The sequence below is a fragment of the Bryocella elongata genome (assembly GCF_900108185.1).
GTDB lineage: Bacteria > Acidobacteriota > Terriglobia > Terriglobales > Acidobacteriaceae > Granulicella > Granulicella elongata.
This window is the reverse complement of the sequence record NZ_FNVA01000002.1, coordinates 187,247-205,430: the sequence shown is the minus strand read 5'-3', so window position 1 is coordinate 205,430 and position 18,184 is coordinate 187,247. Positions and strand designations below refer to the sequence as shown.

Here is an 18,184-nt window from a genome sequence, read left to right as displayed (position 1 = left end):
GGGCGGCCATGTCGAGGACTCGCTGCCGCGAGGCGCTATCCGCGCAGCGGCTACCGGCGAAGCAGCGCGCTGTGTCGTATGAAGTCCTGTGGAAGTCCGTGAAAAAAGGGTTACCAATCATGCGCATTTGCCATTGACCGATCCCGCACGGGGTATTGCCAAAGTAGTATCGTGAACTCAAGCGCGGGAGCATAGCGCCAGCGGCGATGACTGCGCGCTCGACGCGAGGTGGGCTCGCTCTCCTTATCCAACGAAGTACCGAGACAGCTACACCGAGATATTCCGGAAAGGAAAAGATTGTATGTGGAAACCGAATCAGCCTGGCAGCTCGACGCCTACCACTCCCGAGCCGGCGCGTCCGGCAACACCCGCCGCAAGCGGCTATGAGGCCCGTCCAGCGGCTGCGGGGACGGCTACGGCGAGCGAACAGGCGACCATCGGCAAGAGCCTGGTGGTCAAGGGCGAGCTCTCGGGCTCGGAGTCGCTGTATATCGATGGCAAGGTGGAAGGCACCATCAACCTGCCCGGCAACCGTGTGACTGTCGGCCGTAATGGGCAGGTCGCAGCAAACATCCTCGCCCGCGAGATCGTGGTACTGGGCAAGGTTCGTGGCAACTGCCAGGCATCCGACCGCGTGGACATCCGCAGCGAAGGTTCGCTGACGGGCGACGTCATCGCGGCTCGTATCTCGATTGAGGACGGCGCGTTCTTCAAGGGCGGCATCGACATCCGCAAGCCGGGTGCTGAGGCCAAGGCCGGTGAGCCGGTTCCTGCTGTAGAAGCGTAGGGTCCAGGGTTTAGGGGCCAGCGTTTAGAAAGCAACAGCAAAGGCCGCACCCTCGGGTGCGGCTTTTGTGTGTCTAGCTCTATTGTTTGGATCGGCTCAGACTCCCGGTACGCTGAGCCGGAGCGCCCTCTTCAGTTCGTTGATGCGGTTGAAGTGGTACTGGAAGTAGATGCCGCCAAAGATCAGCGTCATGATGGGCCCCAGGCGGAGGCCGATGGGCTCGAGGCTGTTGAAGTGGCGCAGAAGCTCCGTGCGGAAGATGAAGCGGGAGGCGAAGAACAGCACCAGTCCGGCAAGGCTGAGCAGCCAGTGAAAGTGGCCGTGCTCAGGAGCGATGTCGTACCCGATGTTGTAGCGGAAGGTACTCCACTCGTCCGGCAGCTTGAGCAGATAGACGACGGCGACTGCGGCATAAAAGCCAACCGCATTCGAGCTCCGGTCGATGCGGCGCAGCCACGCGGAAAGCACCAGGTCCCACACGACGAAGAAGGCGCCGGCGGTGAAGATGCCCAGCAGGAGCGCCATCCACCACGGAAGGTCCGGGGGATCGGGATAGAGCCGGGGAAGGCCACCGGCGTAGCCGGGCGTGGGTGGAGGCACCACGCCTGTGGGCGCGGAGGGAAAGAGCTCCGCAACAGGCAGCCAGACCTGCGCCGCCTCACCCTGCGCACCTTCGAGCTGCGCGAGGTCGGAGGGGACGATGTGCCCGTCGGCGAGGTAGGCCTGCACCTCCGCCGCGGTATAGGGCCCGAAGACCTGGCCGTTGCGTGCGATCCGATAGGTCATGGTGAGTGGTTCGATCTAGCTTACCGGGAGTTCGTTGCCCGTGGGCTAAAAGGCGGACACGGAGGTCACAACATCGCCGGGGTATATCAGGACCGAAGGAGGCGTGGGCGGGCACTTCTGGCCCGAAATCGCCTGACCATGTTCCGGGAAGGGCGGCGTGGCGGGTCCTTCGACTTCGCAGATCGCAGCTTCGCCGCGACCTGCTTCGCTCAGGATGACGGGCTGACGGGGTGCTAGGAGTTGGCAGCGGCTTCGAGTGTGGCGATGTCGAACTTGGTCATCGTCATCATCGCGGCCATCGCGTTGGGGTGCTTCAGCAGCTGGCCGAGCTTTTCGGGCACGATCTGCCAGCAGAGACCAAAGCGATCGGTGAGCCAGCCACAGGCCATGGTCTTGCCGCCGCCTTCGAGGAGCTTGTCCCAGTAAAAGTCGATCTCGGCCTGGTCTTTGCAGGCGACGGAGTAGGAGAAAGCCGGCGTGAACTGGTACGCAGGACCACCGTTGAGGAAGGTCATCTGCTGGCCGAGGAGCTCGATCTGGATGGTGGCGATGTGCCCTGCGGGCCATGGGCCGACGCCGCTGGAGCGCAGCTCGAAGAGCTTCTTCGATTCAGGAAAGATAGAGAGGTAGAAGTTGGCGGCGTCTTCGGCGTTGTCGTTGAACCAGAGGAAGGGAGTGAGCTTGTTCATGGGGGCCTCGAAGGTTAGGCCTTCTTGACGTGAGCAGATAGCAGGACGCGAAGTTCCGTCATTTGCTCCTCAGATAGGACGCGCTTGGGAATGAACTGCGCCTGGGACTTTTGGATGTAGAGGAGGAAAAGCTTCGATGTTTCACGGTACTTGAGAAAAGCGGTCCACTTGAGCTGTGCTTGTGAAACGTCCGTGATTTGTTCGACGCGATCTTCCCCAAATGTCCAAACGACGTCCCGGAGGATCATCTTCCGCGCACGTAGGACAGGCGCAAACCAGGAAAGTGCCACAAAGATCATCGCGGCGACGATGAGTGGCACCAGCACTGCAATACGATCCGACATAGAACCATGCATGATCTCTCTGCCATTGAGCCCGGCAGTGAAGATAACCAGAAACAGCCAGAGGGCGAGCAAATACCAACGGCTCTTCGTGCTCATCGCCGAACAGGCCTGCGCGACATCGCGCCGCACCATGGAGTATGAGATCGTCATCCCGACATCTTAACCCGGATTACACCACCTGCTCGTCGACTTTCGCCAGCGTAGTGTCCTTCCCTGCACGCGACCAGAAGATGCGCAGATCGCTGACGTTGTGCAGCGCGAAGTTGGGCTGCGGGGGTGCGGTGACGGCGAAGAAGTCGGCGCGGTGAACGTCTTCGAGCCAGAAGGCGGGACGAGGGTCAGGGCCGGAGGGTGCGACCTCGACGTGGCTCATCTCCAGGTTCTTGAGATGGCGGATGAAGAACGCATTCGAGGGCGTGGCGCCGAAGCGGAGCAGCTCGGGGTAGTCGGGCTCGAGCTCGGGGACCTTGATGGTCTTCCAGTCCGGCATGGGCTTTACCTGCTCGCCCCAGCCGGCGCGCATCTCGGTGGGCATGGCTTTGTGGCCGAAGAAGCAGTTGTTGAGCTTCACGTCCTCGATGAGGTTCTCCGGGATGCCGGAGAAGATGGAGGACGTCGACGCGTTGGAGTTGTAGCTGACCAGGTTGGAGATGAGCACGCGGCGCAGGGTTCCGGGCCGCAGTGTCTCCTTGGGATTGCGATTGCGGCGGTTGAGGCGCAGGAAGAGCGGAGCGTCGAAGATGTCGCGGAGGGTGTTGCCAGTGATGGCGACGTCCTCGATGAGCGCGCCGTCGGAGCTCTCCAGCGAGATGCCCTTGCAGCCCTCGATGACGTTACCGGTGATGGTGAGGTTGCGGAAGCCGCCGTTGGACTCCGTGCCGCACTTGATGCGGCCGTTGTAAGGCACATGCTCGGTCTCGTCGAAGTGCTTCCACTTGCAGCTGATGACGGAGCCGAGCTCATAGCAGCCGGTGACGTAGTTGTTGGCGATGGTGACGTTGTCCGTCGAACGCGCATAACCCAGGGCGTAGCTCGACTTGGGGCAGATGGCGTCGTCCCAGGGCGAGTTGACGGTGCAGTTGGAGACGCGGACGTTGCGGCAGCAGTCGATGTCGAAGCCGTCGCGGTCGGTGTCGACGACGAGGTTGTCGAGGGTCATGTTGTCGACGCCCGTCGCGAGCAGGGCGAAGTGACCGCCCTTGAGGATGCCGAAGTCGCGCAGGACGACGTTGCGGCAGTTCTTGAGCGCGATGGCCTTGTTGCCCACGCCGGGCTGCTCGGCGACGAAGCCGCCGGTGCCGCCGCGGATGCCCTTGGTGCCGTTGCTCAGCCCCTTGCCGTGGATCAGGCCGATGCCGTAGATCATGACGTCTTCGATATCGATGCCCACGAGCAAAGAGTTCTGCCAGTGGTTGTGGCCGTAGTCCTGGTAGGGAATCCAGGGATCGTTGGGCTCGGCGGCGTCGTAGGCGCCGCCCATGTAGCCGGTGGTCTCGCCGGGCTTGGGTGAAGCTGCGGCCTCGATGGTCGCCCCTGCGCCGAGGTAGATCGCCACCCGGGACTTGAGGCGGATCGTGAAGCAGAGGTAGATGCCGGCCGGAAAGACGACGGTCCCACCACCTGCTGCTGCAGCGGCATCGATGGCGGCCTGCACGGCGGGAGTGTCGACGGCCTTGCCGTCCCCCTTGGCGCCGTAGTGGCGGACGCTGAAGATGCCGTCGGAGTTCTTCGTCAGATCGTCTGGCGCAGCGGCCTGGGCGAAGGCGTTGTGGCCCACTGTCGTGAGCGTGGCTGCGGCGGCGAGGGGGGAGAGCTTGAGAAGGTCGCGACGATCCATAAATGATGGGGGCATGGCGAGTGAACTATAGCAGTCAGACAGATTGATGGAGAAGTCCGAACACTGAAACGCGACAGTCAGGGACGGTTTTGACCGGGACTTCCCCGCTCCGCCGCCGACTTCGTAGAATGGAGGCTATGGGTTTCCCGATCAAAACCTGTGTCGTCTGTGAAGAGGAGTTTGAGCTTCGCCCCAACCACCCGGGGTACGCCAACCGCTGCATCGAATGCAATGCGCCAAAGGAAGAGAAGGCCGCCGAGCCGGAGTCGATGACGGCTGACGAGCGCCGCGTGCAGCGCGAGGCCGACGCGGAGCGCCGGCGTGTGATCCGCGAGATGCTCTACAGCAAGAAGTAACCGCGGTCCAGGAATTGCGCGGTTGCAAGAAGGCAGCTACCCTCCCAGAAGGCATCCAAATTCCCTCCAGCGAGGGCCATCCTGAGCTTCTTCGGCCACTTCCTGTACCCATGGGGCTTCATCCTCCAGGGGCTGGCGATCGTGCACTTCATTCGCCGACGGCCAGACACCTATTGGCTGTACATCATCCTGTTCCTGGGACCGATCGGCGCGGTGATCTACCTGCTGGCCGAGGCGCTGCCCGATGCAGGATCGACCGGCTATGGGTTCCGCGCGTTTCCCCGGCGGAAGCGCATCCGCGAACTGCAGATGATCGTGAAGGACAATCCCTCGACCGGCAACTATGAGGAGCTGGGGGATCTGTACCTCGAGGAGAACAAGCCAGGCCCGGCGCGCGAGGCGTTCGAGAAGGCGATCGCCGCGCGTGGGGCGTCGTTGGACGCGTACTACAGGCGTGGGATCTGCGCGATGCTGCTCGGCGAGCCTGCCGTGGCGCTCCCTGACTTTGAGCGCGTGGTCGACAGGGAGCCGGACTATGACTTCTACCGCGCGGGCGGCCTGCTGGCCCACATGTATGCGCTGACCGGGCAGACCGAACGGGCGGAGGCGTTGTTCCAGAGCGTGACGCGGGCCTCGACGCGCTCGGAGACCTATCTGCACTACGCCGAGTTCTTCCAGAGCCAGGGGCGGCACGGCGAAGCGCGGGAGTGGGCGCAGAAGGTACTCGACAAAAAGCCCACGATGCCCGGATACCTGAAGCGGCGCGAGCGCCCGTGGTTCCGGAGAGCGAAGCAGATCCTGAAGCAGCTTCCTCCCGCGTAGGCCCGGGCTACTGCTGGCTGAGCGGAAGAATCTTCGTGTCGTCAGTATCGAACTGGAAGCTGACGGGAACCCAGCCGGGCGTTGCGTGGTACAGCACGAAGCGCGCGAAGAGCGGGCCGCGTTCGTAGTTCATCACCATGTAGGCCACCCGCACACGTGACGAGAGGTCCTGCAGACGGATGAGGTCGAAGTACTGAAAGCGGCCGAAGGTGCCCTGGATGTCCCGCAGGTTGTTGGCCTGCGTGAGGGCGTCCTTGCTGGACTCGAGGACGCTGCCCTTGACCCAGAACTTCACCGCGTCATCGGGGCCGTCGCTGCGGAGCGCATCCATGCCCGCGAGGACGTTGGCGGGCAGATCGTCTTTGGAAGGTGCGGCAACCGGCACCGGGGCCGTCTGGGTCTGGGCCTGGGACTGGCTGTGGGACGCCTGGGCGCGAACTGCAGATGTGGCAAACAAGAGTGGAAGCAGGCAGGCCGAAGCCCACCGGGAAGAGTGCGATCGCATGCGGTGCCTTTCGACGGACAAGTGCTGCTTCATCCTGCCATGGACGTAGCCATAAGACGCAGCCAGGCGCGGTTCGTCGTCTGACGTTTCTTAGTCCCCGGCGATGCTGATCAGAAAGGCGACGGTCGCGATGTTGAGCCAACACGCCCAGAAGCCGGGCTGCCCCATGAAGTTCTTCACGCTGAACCACAGCACCAGGGCGATGAAGGACAGCGGAATCGCAGCGTACCAGGCGGCCATCGCGATCCCCGAGCCGGTGTGGTCGTAGGCGATCGATGGGATCCACCACAGGTTTTCGCAGAGCACGGAGGCGGTCACGAGGATGCGCCCGGCCCGGGCTGCGCGCTCTTTGGAAGCAGACGCGCTGCGGACGCGCAGCCACTCCCAGATGACGAGGATGGGCGCCCCGAGGAAGCCTCCAACCATCGCGGCGATAGCAACGGCGCTGAGAGCGGGATGCATGGTCGCGTCAGTCTAGAGCAAGGGGATGGCAACTGGGAAGCGTGAGGGCCATGCTCACACAAGCTGCCGCAGCGCTAGAGCATTTCGCCTTTGCCGGAGCAAAGCAGGTTTCTCCACTACGCGGGACGATGAAACTGTCCCGCTCCGGTCGAAAAGACACATCTTCTGGTGGTCTTGAATCGGTCGATACCGCCTCGCTTCGCCCCGGCCAGATCAGTCGAGCGCGATCAGCAGACCTTCGCCAGCTTCCAGCGTGATCTCTCCCGGGGAGCCGTCCTCTTTGCCTACCATCGAGCCGACGCCGTCGAGCATGGTCGTGAGCACCACCGTCCCTGCGGCGCAGTGGGTGGTGATCATGTCGTTGCCGAGGTTGAGCAGGACCTGGAAGTCGGTGCTGTCGCCATCGGGCGGCGAGGTGCGGCGATAGCGGAGGAGATTGCCTTCGGCCTGCACGTCAGCGATGCCGCCGGAGTGCAGGGTGTCGTGCTGGCGGCGCAGCGCAAGCAGGTGGCGGTAGAGAGAAAAGATCGACTTGGGATTACGGGACTGGGTGGCGGCGTTGATCTCCGGCCAGCGCGCGTCGAGGGGGAGCCAGGGCTGCGCGTCGGCGGTGGTGAAGCCTGCGTTGGGGGCGTCGACCCAGAGCATGGGCGAGCGTTCGGGATCGCGGCCGCGGCCCTTGCCCGGCTCGTTCTTCTCGGCGGGATCCTGCACCTGGCCGGGCGCGATGGGCACGTCTTCGATGCCGAGCTCATCACCGTAGTAGAGCGTGGGGGTGCCGCGCAGGGTGAGCAGCAACATGGCGGCGACGCGGGCTTGCTTCTGGCCGATGCGCGAAGCTAAGCGAGGCTGATCGTGATTGCCCAGCACATAGTTGGGCCACGCGCCGGGAGGCAATAGCTCCTCGTAGGTGCGAATGATGTTCGCGATGGCCTCGGCAGCCCACCGGGTCTGGATGAGGTGGAAGTTGAAGGGCAGATTCGCTCCGCTGAGGTTGGTTGCGGGCGCGGTGGAGTCGATCTCTTTGGGCGATGGGTTCAGCGTGGGCGAACCGTAGTAGCGCACGAGCTCGGGCAGCGGCAGGTAGATCTCGCCGATGAGGACACGATTGGAGCGAGGGCCAAGGGTGGAGGGCTCAGGGTCCAGACGGCGAGTTTGCGACGCGGCGAGCGTGTCTGGATAGGTGTCGAGCAGCGCGCGCATCTCGGCGACGATCTGGTGGGTGCCAGGCTGGTCGGCGTTGTGCACGGCGAGGTGGCGGGTGTGATCATGCGCCGCATCGTCGAAGGCGGGGTCGGGAGGGTTGTCGCGGAAGAATTCGTCCTTGATGAGCAACCAAAGGACGTCCATGCGGAAGCCGTCGACGCCGCGGTCCAGCCAGAAGCGCATCGCGCCGTACATCGCTGCGCGGACCTCGGGATTGCGCCAGTTGAGGTCAGGCTGCTGCGCCAGGAAGGAGTGCAGGTAGAACTGCTCGGTCTTTTCGTCCCAGGTCCACGCAGGGCCGCCGAAGTGCGACATCCAGTTGTTGGGCAGGCGCTCGCGGGCTGGCGTCCAGTCGTCGCCGGAGGGTTTAGCATCGCGCCACAGGTACCAGTCGCGCTTCGGATTCTGCCGTGAACTACGCGATTCGAGGAACCAGGGATGCTGGTCAGAGCTGTGGTTGGGAACGAAGTCCAGGATGACGCGGAGCTTGCGCTTGTGGGCTTCGGCGAGCAGATGGTCGAAGTCTTCCGGCGTGCCAAAGAGAGGGTCGACGCCGGTGTAGTCGGCTACGTCGTAGCCGAAGTCCGCCATGGGCGACGGGTAAAACGGCGAGATCCAGAGGGCAGCCACGCCGAGCGCGGCGAGGTAGTCCAGCCGCGCGGTGATGCCGTTCAGGTCACCGACGCCGTCGGGCTGGCCGTGAGGGCCAGAGGTGTCTTGAAAGCTGCGGGGATAGACCTGGTAGATGACGCCGGTCTGCCACCATTGCGTCGCCGGAAACTGCGTGTCGGACATAGGCGATTGGATGCTCGTCAACGTGCGGCGGCGCGAGCGAACGCCCGCGCCGCCACGTTACCTTTTGCGGAAGTGGGGATCAACGAAAGAGTTTGAGATCGATGGACTCGCCCATGGCCTTGTAGCCGGCGTCCTTCGGATGGAGGTGGTCACCCGAATCATAGGCCGGAAGGAAGGCGCCAGGGTTCGCAGGATCGCGGGTGACCTGGTCGAAGTCGATGACGCCATCGAAGGCACCGCCGTGGCGGATGAACTCGTTCACGGCCTGGCGGGCGGCTTCTCCCGCGGGTGACTGGTACTTTGCGCCGACATACGGCGTCAGCGTCGCGCCGAAGACCTTGATGCCGTGCTCATGCGCGCGCTCGATCAGCTGCTTGTAGCCGACGATGAGCTCGTCTGCGGTGATGGGATCGTAGGGCTTGCTGGGATCGAAGGAGTGACCGATGTCGTTGATGGCCTCCATGACGACGAGGTACTTCACACCGGGTTGGGCGATGACGTCGCGATCGAAGCGCGCGAGCATGTTGGGGCCGGTGGTGTCATGCAGCACGCGGTTGCCGCCGATGCCTTCGTTGGCGATGCCGAGGTTGCGTGTCGCGGCGTTGGCCTGAAGGCGGGCGGCGAGGACGTCGGGCCAGCGGTGGTTGGTGTCCCTGGTGCTCAGCGCGCCGTCCGTGATGCTGTCGCCAAGGGTGACGATGGAGGCCGCATTCGCAGGGGCATCGGCGGCGATGCCCTTGAGGAACATCCAGGTGGTGAAGGTCTTCGGGTCGGTCAGCGCTGGAGCCGTGACGCTGTTGCCGGGGACGCGGTAGCTGGTGGTGTCGGCAAAGGAATGCAGCGTCATTGCGTCGATGGTCTGGGACGGCAGGAAGAGGCTGACGGCGACATCCGACAAGGGCGCGGCTTTGAGCGAGACGGGATCGCTGACCATCATCGCTCCAGCGGGGATGGTGACCGAGGCGTGGCCGCCGAAGGTGACGGGCATCGCGGTGGAGGTGAGTGCGCCCGCTGCACCGACCGTGGCGAGAGACGCCGCTGAAATCTTCAGGTCGGCGGTGCCGAACTCATTGGTGAACTGAATGCGGAAGCTGGAGCCGCCGATCGAGAGATGCACGATCTGGCGGAGGGTGATGCCGTCGGGTGCGGCGGCATCGAACTTGCCGGTGGTGTTGGAAGCAAACACAGGCGAAGTCGCCCATGTTGCGACCCAGTGCGGAGCGGGTGGCGTGGCGGCGGAGGCAGTAAGGGCCAGGGCGAGCGCAGACGCAGCAAGCGCGGTGAATCGAGCAGCGACGTGAGTCTTCAGCATGGAAGCCATGATGCCGTTCGCGGCAGGGGTTTGGCAACGCGGCGTCGCGGCATGCGAGACAACGGCGCGGAAAGTTTTGCAGGATAGTGCGCTGCCTCGCTGGGACGTGGCCTGCAAGGCCCGGTTTGTGGTTTTCTTGTTCCTATGCCGCGAAGCTTTACCGATGTCGCCTGCGAGCCGATGGGCAAGATGCCTGACCGTTCGCGCGTGGAGCTCTACCTCCTCCGTAACGAACACCTGACGCTGCACCTCTCCACCTACGGAGCCAGGGTGGTGGCGCTGGAGAGCCGCGACCGCGATGGTGCGATGGCGAACATCGCACTGGGTTACACCACCCTGCCACCGTATGTCACGCAGAAGAACTTCTACTTCGGGGCGATCGTGGGGCGGGTCGCCAACCGCATTGCGCGGGGACGCTTCACGCTGGACGGCCACGAGTATCAGCTGCCAATCAACAACGGCGAGAACACGCTGCACGGCGGCCCCGGCGGCTTCGACACACGCAACTGGGAGCCGCACACGATCGAAAACGGCGTGCGGTTCTCGTACTTCAGCGAGGACGGCGAAGAGGGCTTTCCGGGCGAGCTTCATGCGAGCGTGAGCTACGTGCTGGAGGGCAACACGGTGTGGATCGAAACACGAGCCACCACCGATGCACCAACGATCGTGAGCCTGGCGAACCATACTTACTTCAACCTGGCGGGCGAGGGCACGCCCAGCGTGCTGGATCATCAGCTGCAGATCGAGGCAGACGCCTTTACGCCGCTGAATGCCACGCAGATCCCCACGGGTGAGATCCGCGATGTGGCAGGGAGCGCCTTCGACTTCCGTGAGCCGCGTCGGATCGGCGAGCAGATCGACGCGCAGGACGAGCAGATCAGCCACGGAGCGGGCTACGACCACAACTTCGTGGTGCGCGGCGACGCGGGTTCCCTGCGGCCAGTGGCGACGGTCTACGAGCCCACCAGCGGACGCGAGCTGGAGGTGGCGTCGACCGAGCCGGGTGTGCAGTTCTATAGCGGCAACTTCCTCGACGGCAGCGTGATCGGGCAGTCGGGGCGGCCCTATGGGCAGCGCTGCGGCATGTGCCTTGAGACGCAGGGGTTCCCGGACGCAATCAATCACCCGAACTTTCCCAGCGTGGTGTTGCGGCCCGGCGAGGTGTACGCCAGTGTGACGACCTGGACGTTGTCGGTGCGATAAGAGAGTGGCAGACAGGGCAAAGGCGCGGCCGAAGCCGCGCCTTTACCTTGTCTGGAGAGGTTAGTGGGCGGTCGAGATCGCGTTGAGCTGCTGAACCTGCTCGGGATCCATCTCCTTGCGGAGGGCATCGGCAAGCTGGGTCTTTTCCTTCTCGAGATCGGCACGAGCCTGCGCTACGCGATCGATGGCGGAGAAGACCTTGGTCTGGTCCTGCGTATTCTTGGGCGAGATCGCGCTGAGCTTCGCCTCTTCGCGCTGCAGGTTCTGGAAGAGCGTCTGCAGCGTGGAGCGGTTGGCGTCGAAGACCTGGTCCATGCGGCGCTGCTGCTCGGGCCGAAGGCGCAGCGTGCGAACCATCGAAGTGTCGTTCCAGAAGCGGCCGGGGATCGCGATCTGCGGTCCACTGCGGATTGAAGACATAGCCCCGGCCTCGCCGTTGCCACGCATCGAGGTTCCGGGCGTTCCGGCCATGGCGGGGCTCATCCCACGGTCTCCGCCCATCTGGGCGCCGCCGGCCTGACCACCCATCTGGCCGCCGCCCTGCTGCATACCGCCCGAGGCGCCGCCACCGCCGGGCGCGCCACCACCACCGTGCTGGGCAGCGATTGCCAGCGGGGCGAAGGCCGCGAGCGCTACACAAAGCGCTGCCTGGCGTACAGAACGGATTGGGAAACAGAGCGTCACGGTTGTCCTTCAGTCTAGAACCACTCGTATCAGGCCTAAAAACTTTTCTTCGGCGAGGCGCGGACTCGTCTCGATCCTGATCCGCGTACTCGTACAACAAATCGTCGCCCGTCCGGGCCGGGTTAGTCCTGCGCGACCGCAGTCCGGCTGCGCGAAGGCGCCGGGGACGTGGAGACCGTCACGCCGTACGCTGCCAGCGTCGCCTGCGAAGCGTCGAGTTCGTGGTCGATCGCGGCCAGCATCTGGTTATCGGCATCGATCTGCCGTTGGCGACGAAGCTGATCCTTCGTGGCCGGTACGGAGGTCAGGGGCGGTAGCGCGGTCGCAGTCTGTACCGAGGTCGAAGGCGCCGGTTTGGACGTGGAGGCTGTCTCGACGGGCTGAGCGGTCCCGGCGCTCACTATCGGGGTGCCGTTCGCTGCGACCGGCCCTGCAGGTTGGTCATGGCCGCGGTGCATTGGTACAGCCAGCAACACGGCGACTACAGCGGCGGTTGCAGCAACCCAGCCGTAGCGGCGTCCCCAGTTGCGTGAGGTGGCACGGCCAAAGCTCTCTTCGCGCAGCGGCAACGTCGCAGAGCGACGCTCGCTCCATGCGAGGGATACAGCCTGGAAGCTGGCAACCGGCTGCGCCACGGCGTCGAGCCGGGCTGCGCAGGGATGGCAGTCGGCAAGATGGGCGGCGGCCGCAGGGGATGCGCCTTCGATGAGCACGGCGTCGAGCTGGGCGTCGGATAGGTGGCCGGAGAGATACTCTGCAAGAGATTCTGCGGGGACGGCCTGTTCCGCTGCCACCGGTGCGAGTGCCTGAGCGGCTAAGGCCGGGACCGGCATGGCGGCCGAACGCTGTTCGGCCCACGCGAGCGTGACCTCGCGGAAGCTGGCGATAGGCTGCGCGATGGCGTCCATGCGGGCGTTGCACTCGTCGCAGGTGGCGAGATGGTCGAGAGCCTCGGGCGAAGCTTCGCCCATCAGGATCTCGTCGAGCACGAATTCGGTCAGATGCTCCACGGGATTCGGATTCTTGAGAGTGGCGTCAGGACTCATCGCGCTGCTCCTCCGGGTCTCGGTGCGGCCGCCCGGGTTGGGGTGTGGGGGCCAGCCTGGGCGCGCACGGCCTTGAGCGCGCGATGCAGGTGGGTCTTCACGGTGTTGATCGGCATGCTGATGGACTCGGCGATCTCGGCCAGGCTCATGTCCTCGCCGAAGCGCATGAGGAAGATGGTGCGCTGGTTGGGCGAGAGGTTCTGCAGGGCGGCCTGCACCTGCAGGGTCTGCTCCCGGGCCAGGACGCGGGCCTCGGGCGAGCTCTCGTGGCTGGGCAGGAAGTTGGCCGCCTCGGTGACGTCGATGGCAGTAGCGCGGGCCTGTCGCCAGAAGCGGAACTTCTGAAGGCGCTGCTGATCGCGAACCAGATTCAGAGCGATGCCCGTGAGCCAGGTATTCACCGAACAGTCGCCACGGAAGTTGGCACGGCCGTTGTAGGCCTTTACGAAGCAGTCCTGCACGATCGACTCCGCCATGTCGGGGTCGCCGATGGAAAAGGACACGAAACGGAGCAGGCGTGGCCGGTAGGTGCGGACAAGCGTGTCGATATCGTCGAGCTCGGTCGCGATCCTGGCGGGTGCTTCGGCGGTTGTCATCGTGGCTTCGAGTGCGAGCTGCATACAACCCAAGACGGGCTGGAAAGAGCCCGGGGGTTACACCCGCGTCAGGCAATTTTGCTCTAGGAGCGCGCCAGAGGCAACTCCAAAGCGTCTCGCCGCGTCCCGCCGGGGCTTCAGCTCTGGGCCTGGTGAGCCTTACGCACCTGTTCCGCGGCCGCGGGATCCTTCTGAACGATGTACTCGTCGATCAGCACAGCCACGAGCGCTGCGGTGGGCACGGCAACCATCGCACCGACGACCCCGGCGAGCTTGGCGCCGGCGAGCAGGGCGATCAGGACGCTGAGGCCCATCAGGTTGACGCTGGTGCGCATGATCCGGGGCGTCAGGAAGCCGTTCTCTAACTGCACGTAGATGGCGTAGAAGATCAGAACCCCCGCCATCTTGGTCCAGGAATCGAGCGCAGCCACGCCGGAGGCAAGCACGATCGTGATGACGCCCCCGGCGACCGGGATCAAGTTGAACAACCCCATCAGCACGCCCAGCAGGAAGAAGTAACGGACGTGCAGTGCCGCGAAGACGATGGTGCTGGTGACGCCGAGGGTGAGCATGAGCGCGCCCTGGCCGAGCAGCCACTTGCTCATGCGCGTCTCGGCGACGAGGAGGGTGCGAGCGAGGCGCTCCCGGGTCTCCGGCTGGAAGAAGGAGAGGAAGTAGAAGTAAGCGAACTCGCCTTCCAGCATGAAGTAAATGCAGAGGATAAGCGCCGTAATCAGATCGAGGATGCGGCCGATCCAGACAGGCATGGAGTTGAGCACATAGCTGGCGAAGGAGGCCGCCGCATTCTCTGCCTTCTGCGCCATGCTGTCGACGCCGAGCTTGTCCGCCATGGGAAGCCGGTGCATCCGGGCGACAAGTTCAGGCACCTTGGCCGGAAGGTCGTCAGAGAAGCGCTTCACGTCATGCAGCACGGGCGGCAGAGCGAAGGTGAAGAGCATCGCAAGCGCCAGGCCCACGGACAGCACCAGCGTGACCACGGCAATGCCGCGCGTGGGGTGCCAGCCACGGATGGAGATCCCCATCACCCGCTGCACGACCGGCATCAGCACCACGGCAAAGAGCGCGCTGACGTAGACCAGTTCCAGCACCTGACGCAGCTGCCACGCCAGCAGGAGCGCAAGCACCACTCCCACGGCGAACAGGATGTGGCCGCGGACCTGCCGGGACTCGGAGGGGGGCTGCCGGGAAGGAGTGGGCGATGGAACCAATGGGGACTGGGCGGACAGCGGACACTCTCCTGAAGCGTTGGTCGAAGCAGCCTGGGGCAGCGACGTCCCTATTGTGATGCAATTGCTGGCCCTTGCCTCATGCCGGTTGCCGAAAGAATCGCTTCAGCCGTCGTTCTCCGGGCTACCGAAGCGCGACAGCGAGGACATCGTCCAGCGTCTCGAGCGCCGTTCGGCCTGTCGTGACGACGCGGAAGCGGGCGAGATGCTCGTAGTGGCGCTGGCGGCGAGCGAAGCGCTGCGCCGCCAGGACGGTGTCGGCCAGGTTGGGGCGCTCGGTGGCGTTGGGCTGTCGGAGGCAGCGCTCCAGGAGCTCTTCGAAGGGAGCTTCGAGGTAGACGACGGCTGTTCGGGGTGTCTGCTCCAGCAGGAGCCGGTTGCCAAGCTCCTCCGGAACGCCGCCCCCAAGAGCGATGACTACGTGCCTGCGGCCCAGGACCGAGGCCAGCGCGGACGACTCGAGGCGGCGGAAGTGCGACTCGCCGTGCTGAGCGAAGAGGCCGGGGACGGTCTGGCCGGTTCGGCGTTCGATCTCGTGGTCGAGATCGAGGAAGGTCCAGCCGAGGTGCTTCGCCAGGAGAGCGCCGATGGTGGTCTTCCCGGAGCCCATGAAGCCGGTCAGCACCAGGCGGTCGAAGGCTGCGGGGGCGGGCGCGAGGCGGGCTGATTGGGAACTCATCGTCTTTTCCATCGAAACTTCGATCAGGGCTGCTGCTGCCATTGTCGTCTCCATTCATTCGAGCTTGCGAACCGGTGAGGGAAACCGGCGAGATTCCCGCCAAAAGCAAAAACCGCAACCTTTTCAGGCTGCGGCTCAGATGGATTCTTGATTCTGGCTTCGCTGTTACGGAAGCACGCAAGACCGCCCGGCCGCTGGTCGGTAGTACCACCAGCTGCTAAATCGAGCGGAGATGCGGATGTCGTTCATCGAAGTCAGAGCCTACTCTTGGTCTTGGCGTCGTTGCAAGTGGAAAGTTTCGGGACAGCTACTCCGCCGGTTCAGTCTGGAGCTTCCCGGCGATCTTGTCCCATAGCGTGTCGGCAGGCTCCGCTTCTTCATCGGCTTCGAAGAGGCCCTTGGCGGCCTCTGCGATGGCCTCGAGGTCACGTACGAGAGCCGCAGCATCGGGATGCGTGTCGAAGAATTTCTGGAGACGCGGATCGTCGGAGAGCGTGCCCTCGGAAGAGGACATGAGCTCGGGCAGGAGATCCGAGAACTCGGTCGTGGTCATGGTGTCGAAGTTCAACGTGGAGAGGTCTTTCACTGCGTGACCTCCTTCGCACCCTCAGCGGGAGTGGGGCGAAGCTGTTCGGGCTGACGCAGCAGTTCGCGCAGCTTAAGACGCGCCTTGTGGAGCTGGGACTTGGAGTTTCCTGTCGAGCATTCGAGCATAGCGGCAATCTCATTGTGCTCGAAACCTTCGACATCGTGCAGCACAAACACCATGCGATAGCCCGGAGGCAGAGCAGCGACGGCACGCTCGAGGGTGACGCGGTCCACGGAGCCCGAAAGCTGGGGGTCGCGGGCACCAAAGTCGCGCTTCGGAGCGTCATCTTCACTCGGATTGATGGTCTCCTCGAGCGAAACAAGCTGGAGGCCCTTCTTGCGGAGGTGCATCAGGACGAGGTTCACCGTCAGCCGGTGCAGCCAGGTGGAGAAAGCGCTTTCGCCCCGGAAGCTGCCCAGCTTACGGTAGAGGTGGAGGAATGCCTCCTGCGTCATGTCTTCGGCTTCGGAGACGTTGCCGAGCATGCGCAGGCAGAGCGTGTAGACGCGCCGCTTGTGCAGGGCGTAGAGCTTCGAGAATGAGTCCGCATCGCCCGCTTTCGCGCGCTCAATGGCTTCGGCCTCTCCGGCGATCGGTGGGTTGCGCTTAAACAACCCGGGGGTCGGTTTTGTCTGCATCGTGATTGTGCCTTGAGCTGCCATCTGCTTTGGTCCGTGGGAGTCCAGATTTGGCTCGAACCGGCAAAGCGCCTGTCCTGAGGCTAACGCACTGGATCTCCAAATGGTTTCAGTGGGGTTGGAAGCGTAGGAGCCGGTTGGGGTTGTCCGGCCCTTCAAGCGCCCACAAATCGCGCATATAACGAACGCGCCAAGCCGATGTCGGTGGTTCCCTGGACCAGCGCGCGCCCGTCCGGGAAGACGGTAAGCGAGTGGGGAGGGCGATCGAACCGGAGCAGGTGGCCGTTGGTGCGGACCCGGCCCGAGGACTCGAGCTTCCTGGCGAGGGCGTGGAGATCGACCGGACGCTGGTGCTCGTGAATCTGCACGGAATTGCGGCCGCAGAGGGTGATGGTCGGGCGGCCCTCACCGGCGAGGTGCCGGAAGATGCGTTGCCCGCAGACCTCGCAGCCGGTTCGCGGGGCGGAGGTGGAGAGCTCTGAGCGGGCCTGACGGCCGTCAGGAGCGTTGGTCCAGAGCTCATAGCCTACGAGGGTGCGGCGCATCAGCTCAGGCTGTCCGCTGAGGAACTTGAGACCCTCTGCGACCTGGATGGACGCCGCGAGGTTGACCGCCGGTGAGAGGATTCCGGCGGTGTCGCAGGTCTCGACCGGCCCGGTGGGCGGTTCGGGAAAGAGGCAGGCCAGGCAGGCCGTGGAAGCCTCTGGCTTCCACGGCGAGGGATCACGGTTCAGGGCCCGGGGGCCAGACTGCGAATCCATCCTCCGCGGAGCGTCTTCTGGACCCTGGACCCTGGGCCCTGGGCCCTGTGGCAGCACATTCATTCCTGCGGCGTAGGCTCCGACGGCGGCGGCATAGATCCACGCCTTGCCGTCTCGAACGCAGAGGTCGTTGATGAGGTAGCGGGTCTCGTAGTTGTCGGTGCAGTCGAGCACGAGGTCCACAGGCCCCAGCAGGGCTTCGACGTTGGCCGGGGTCAAATCGGCGACATGAGCTTCGACCATGACACTGGAGTTGACGCGGCGGAGGTGCTGCTTTGCGGCCTCGGCCTTGGGCAGAGCGTTGCGGGCGTCTTCCTCGTCGTAGAGGATCTGTCGCTGCAAATTGGAGGGCTCGACGAAGTCGCGGTCGATGAGGGTCAGAAGCCCGACGCCAGCGCGGGCGAGGAGCGTGGCGGTAACCGCCCCGGTCGCGCCCACGCCCACAATCGCGACATGGCGCAGTCCAAGAGCTTGCTGCCCCTTGAGGCCGATGCCCGGGAAGAGCATCTGACGGGAATATCGTTCGCCAAGACCACCGTCGTCCACAGATTGAATAGACTGATTCGGTTGGCTTAAAGCACTTGCAGGCGGCTTTCCCGCCGGGCCGTCCAACCCGGAAGGGGTGCCATTGCGCGACGATTGATCGGGCCCGGGGTTTTCAGCAAAGGCAGACACTGGGAAACGCTCCATCTTTGATGAGAAGTATAGGCTTCCGGCCAGTTGTGGCCGCGAGCGAACCCCACGCCCGCAGATTGCATCTCTACGGGAAATCAGAGGTTTCACTCCAGCCGGTTTCCCACGGTGTCCCGGAGACCGATGCCGACGGTATCCCAGCGATAC

General features: G+C 64.2%; 20 protein-coding genes. 4 read left to right on the top strand and 16 right to left on the bottom strand.

Features of this window, described 5'->3' with window-relative positions:
• The first annotated feature begins 301 nt into the window (after positions 1–301).
• The gene (locus C4S68_RS07095) at positions 302–787 is read left to right on the top strand and encodes a bactofilin family protein (protein WP_103932367.1); all 486 of its coding nucleotides are present in this window, start codon (positions 302–304) and stop codon (positions 785–787) included.
• 96 nt (positions 788–883) lie between these two features.
• On the opposite strand, the gene C4S68_RS07090 is transcribed toward C4S68_RS07095, so the two are convergent.
• The 4 genes from C4S68_RS07090 to C4S68_RS07075 form a co-directional block, all read right to left on the bottom strand.
• Positions 884–1,573 (bottom strand): DUF4339 domain-containing protein, encoded by a 690-nt coding sequence (locus C4S68_RS07090; RefSeq protein WP_103932366.1) that lies wholly within the window; start codon positions 1,571–1,573, stop codon positions 884–886.
• A 233-nt stretch (positions 1,574–1,806) separates the two neighbouring features.
• Positions 1,807–2,262, bottom strand: a complete 456-nt coding sequence (locus tag C4S68_RS07085; RefSeq protein WP_103932365.1) for a VOC family protein — start codon at positions 2,260–2,262, stop codon at positions 1,807–1,809.
• A 14-nt stretch (positions 2,263–2,276) separates the two neighbouring features.
• A complete protein-coding gene (locus C4S68_RS07080) occupies positions 2,277–2,756 on the bottom strand; it encodes a YcxB family protein (RefSeq protein WP_103932364.1) in 480 nt (159 codons plus the stop codon).
• A gap of 19 nt (positions 2,757–2,775) precedes the next feature.
• The gene (locus C4S68_RS07075) at positions 2,776–4,458 is read right to left on the bottom strand and encodes a rhamnogalacturonidase (protein WP_235011436.1); all 1,683 of its coding nucleotides are present in this window, start codon (positions 4,456–4,458) and stop codon (positions 2,776–2,778) included.
• A gap of 122 nt (positions 4,459–4,580) precedes the next feature.
• Here C4S68_RS07075 and C4S68_RS07070 point away from each other — a divergent pair, with 122 nt between their 5' ends.
• Positions 4,581–4,799 (top strand): hypothetical protein, encoded by a 219-nt coding sequence (locus tag C4S68_RS07070; RefSeq protein WP_103932362.1) that lies wholly within the window; start codon positions 4,581–4,583, stop codon positions 4,797–4,799.
• Positions 4,800–4,940: 141 nt separating this feature from the next.
• Positions 4,941–5,621: a tetratricopeptide repeat protein gene (locus tag C4S68_RS07065; RefSeq protein WP_103932361.1), complete on the top strand. Its 681-nt coding sequence runs from the start codon at positions 4,941–4,943 to the stop codon at positions 5,619–5,621.
• A gap of 7 nt (positions 5,622–5,628) precedes the next feature.
• Here the strand turns inward: C4S68_RS07065 and C4S68_RS07060 are convergent, their stop codons facing one another.
• From C4S68_RS07060 to C4S68_RS07045, 4 genes are all read right to left on the bottom strand, one after another.
• On the bottom strand, positions 5,629–6,078 hold the full coding sequence (locus tag C4S68_RS07060; protein WP_160115048.1) for a hypothetical protein: 450 nt from the start codon (positions 6,076–6,078) through the stop codon (positions 5,629–5,631).
• Positions 6,079–6,216: 138 nt separating this feature from the next.
• Positions 6,217–6,588: a hypothetical protein gene (locus tag C4S68_RS07055; RefSeq protein WP_103932359.1), complete on the bottom strand. Its 372-nt coding sequence runs from the start codon at positions 6,586–6,588 to the stop codon at positions 6,217–6,219.
• Positions 6,589–6,801: 213 nt separating this feature from the next.
• Positions 6,802–8,589, bottom strand: a complete 1,788-nt coding sequence (locus C4S68_RS07050; protein ID WP_103932358.1) for an alpha-amylase family glycosyl hydrolase — start codon at positions 8,587–8,589, stop codon at positions 6,802–6,804.
• A 79-nt stretch (positions 8,590–8,668) separates the two neighbouring features.
• Complete coding sequence (locus tag C4S68_RS07045) at positions 8,669–9,910, bottom strand: SGNH/GDSL hydrolase family protein (RefSeq protein ID WP_235011435.1); 1,242 nt, start codon at positions 9,908–9,910, stop codon at positions 8,669–8,671.
• 135 nt (positions 9,911–10,045) lie between these two features.
• On the opposite strand from C4S68_RS07045, the gene C4S68_RS07040 reads away from it, so the two are divergent.
• A complete protein-coding gene (locus tag C4S68_RS07040; protein ID WP_103932357.1) occupies positions 10,046–11,104 on the top strand; it encodes an aldose epimerase family protein in 1,059 nt (352 codons plus the stop codon).
• 60 nt (positions 11,105–11,164) lie between these two features.
• Here the strand turns inward: C4S68_RS07040 and C4S68_RS07035 are convergent, their stop codons facing one another.
• The 8 genes from C4S68_RS07035 to C4S68_RS07000 all read right to left on the bottom strand — a co-directional run bounded on the left by C4S68_RS07035 (position 11,165) and on the right by C4S68_RS07000 (position 17,851).
• The gene (locus tag C4S68_RS07035) at positions 11,165–11,788 is read right to left on the bottom strand and encodes a hypothetical protein (protein WP_103932356.1); all 624 of its coding nucleotides are present in this window, start codon (positions 11,786–11,788) and stop codon (positions 11,165–11,167) included.
• A gap of 122 nt (positions 11,789–11,910) precedes the next feature.
• On the bottom strand, positions 11,911–12,834 hold the full coding sequence (locus C4S68_RS07030) for a hypothetical protein (RefSeq protein ID WP_103932355.1): 924 nt from the start codon (positions 12,832–12,834) through the stop codon (positions 11,911–11,913).
• Entirely contained in the window at positions 12,831–13,430 is a 600-nt protein-coding gene (locus C4S68_RS07025) for an RNA polymerase sigma factor (protein WP_235011434.1), read from the bottom strand. Before C4S68_RS07025 ends, C4S68_RS07030 begins: the two co-directional genes overlap by 4 nt.
• A 137-nt stretch (positions 13,431–13,567) precedes the next feature.
• Positions 13,568–14,584, bottom strand: a complete 1,017-nt coding sequence (locus tag C4S68_RS07020; protein ID WP_327333410.1) for an AI-2E family transporter — start codon at positions 14,582–14,584, stop codon at positions 13,568–13,570.
• A 217-nt stretch (positions 14,585–14,801) separates the two neighbouring features.
• Positions 14,802–15,356 (bottom strand): shikimate kinase, encoded by a 555-nt coding sequence (locus C4S68_RS07015; RefSeq protein ID WP_235011432.1) that lies wholly within the window; start codon positions 15,354–15,356, stop codon positions 14,802–14,804.
• Positions 15,357–15,663: 307 nt separating this feature from the next.
• Positions 15,664–15,942 carry a hypothetical protein gene (locus C4S68_RS07010; RefSeq protein WP_103932352.1) on the bottom strand — a complete coding sequence of 93 codons (279 nt, stop codon included), beginning with the start codon at positions 15,940–15,942 and terminating at the stop codon, positions 15,664–15,666.
• On the bottom strand, positions 15,939–16,583 hold the full coding sequence (locus C4S68_RS07005) for an RNA polymerase sigma factor (protein WP_103932756.1): 645 nt from the start codon (positions 16,581–16,583) through the stop codon (positions 15,939–15,941). Before C4S68_RS07005 ends, C4S68_RS07010 begins: the two co-directional genes overlap by 4 nt.
• Before the next feature lie 155 nt (positions 16,584–16,738).
• Positions 16,739–17,851, bottom strand: coding sequence for a ThiF family adenylyltransferase (locus tag C4S68_RS07000; RefSeq protein ID WP_200821503.1), 1,113 nt, complete (start codon positions 17,849–17,851; stop codon positions 16,739–16,741).
• Between the last annotated feature and the right edge of the window lie 333 nt (positions 17,852–18,184).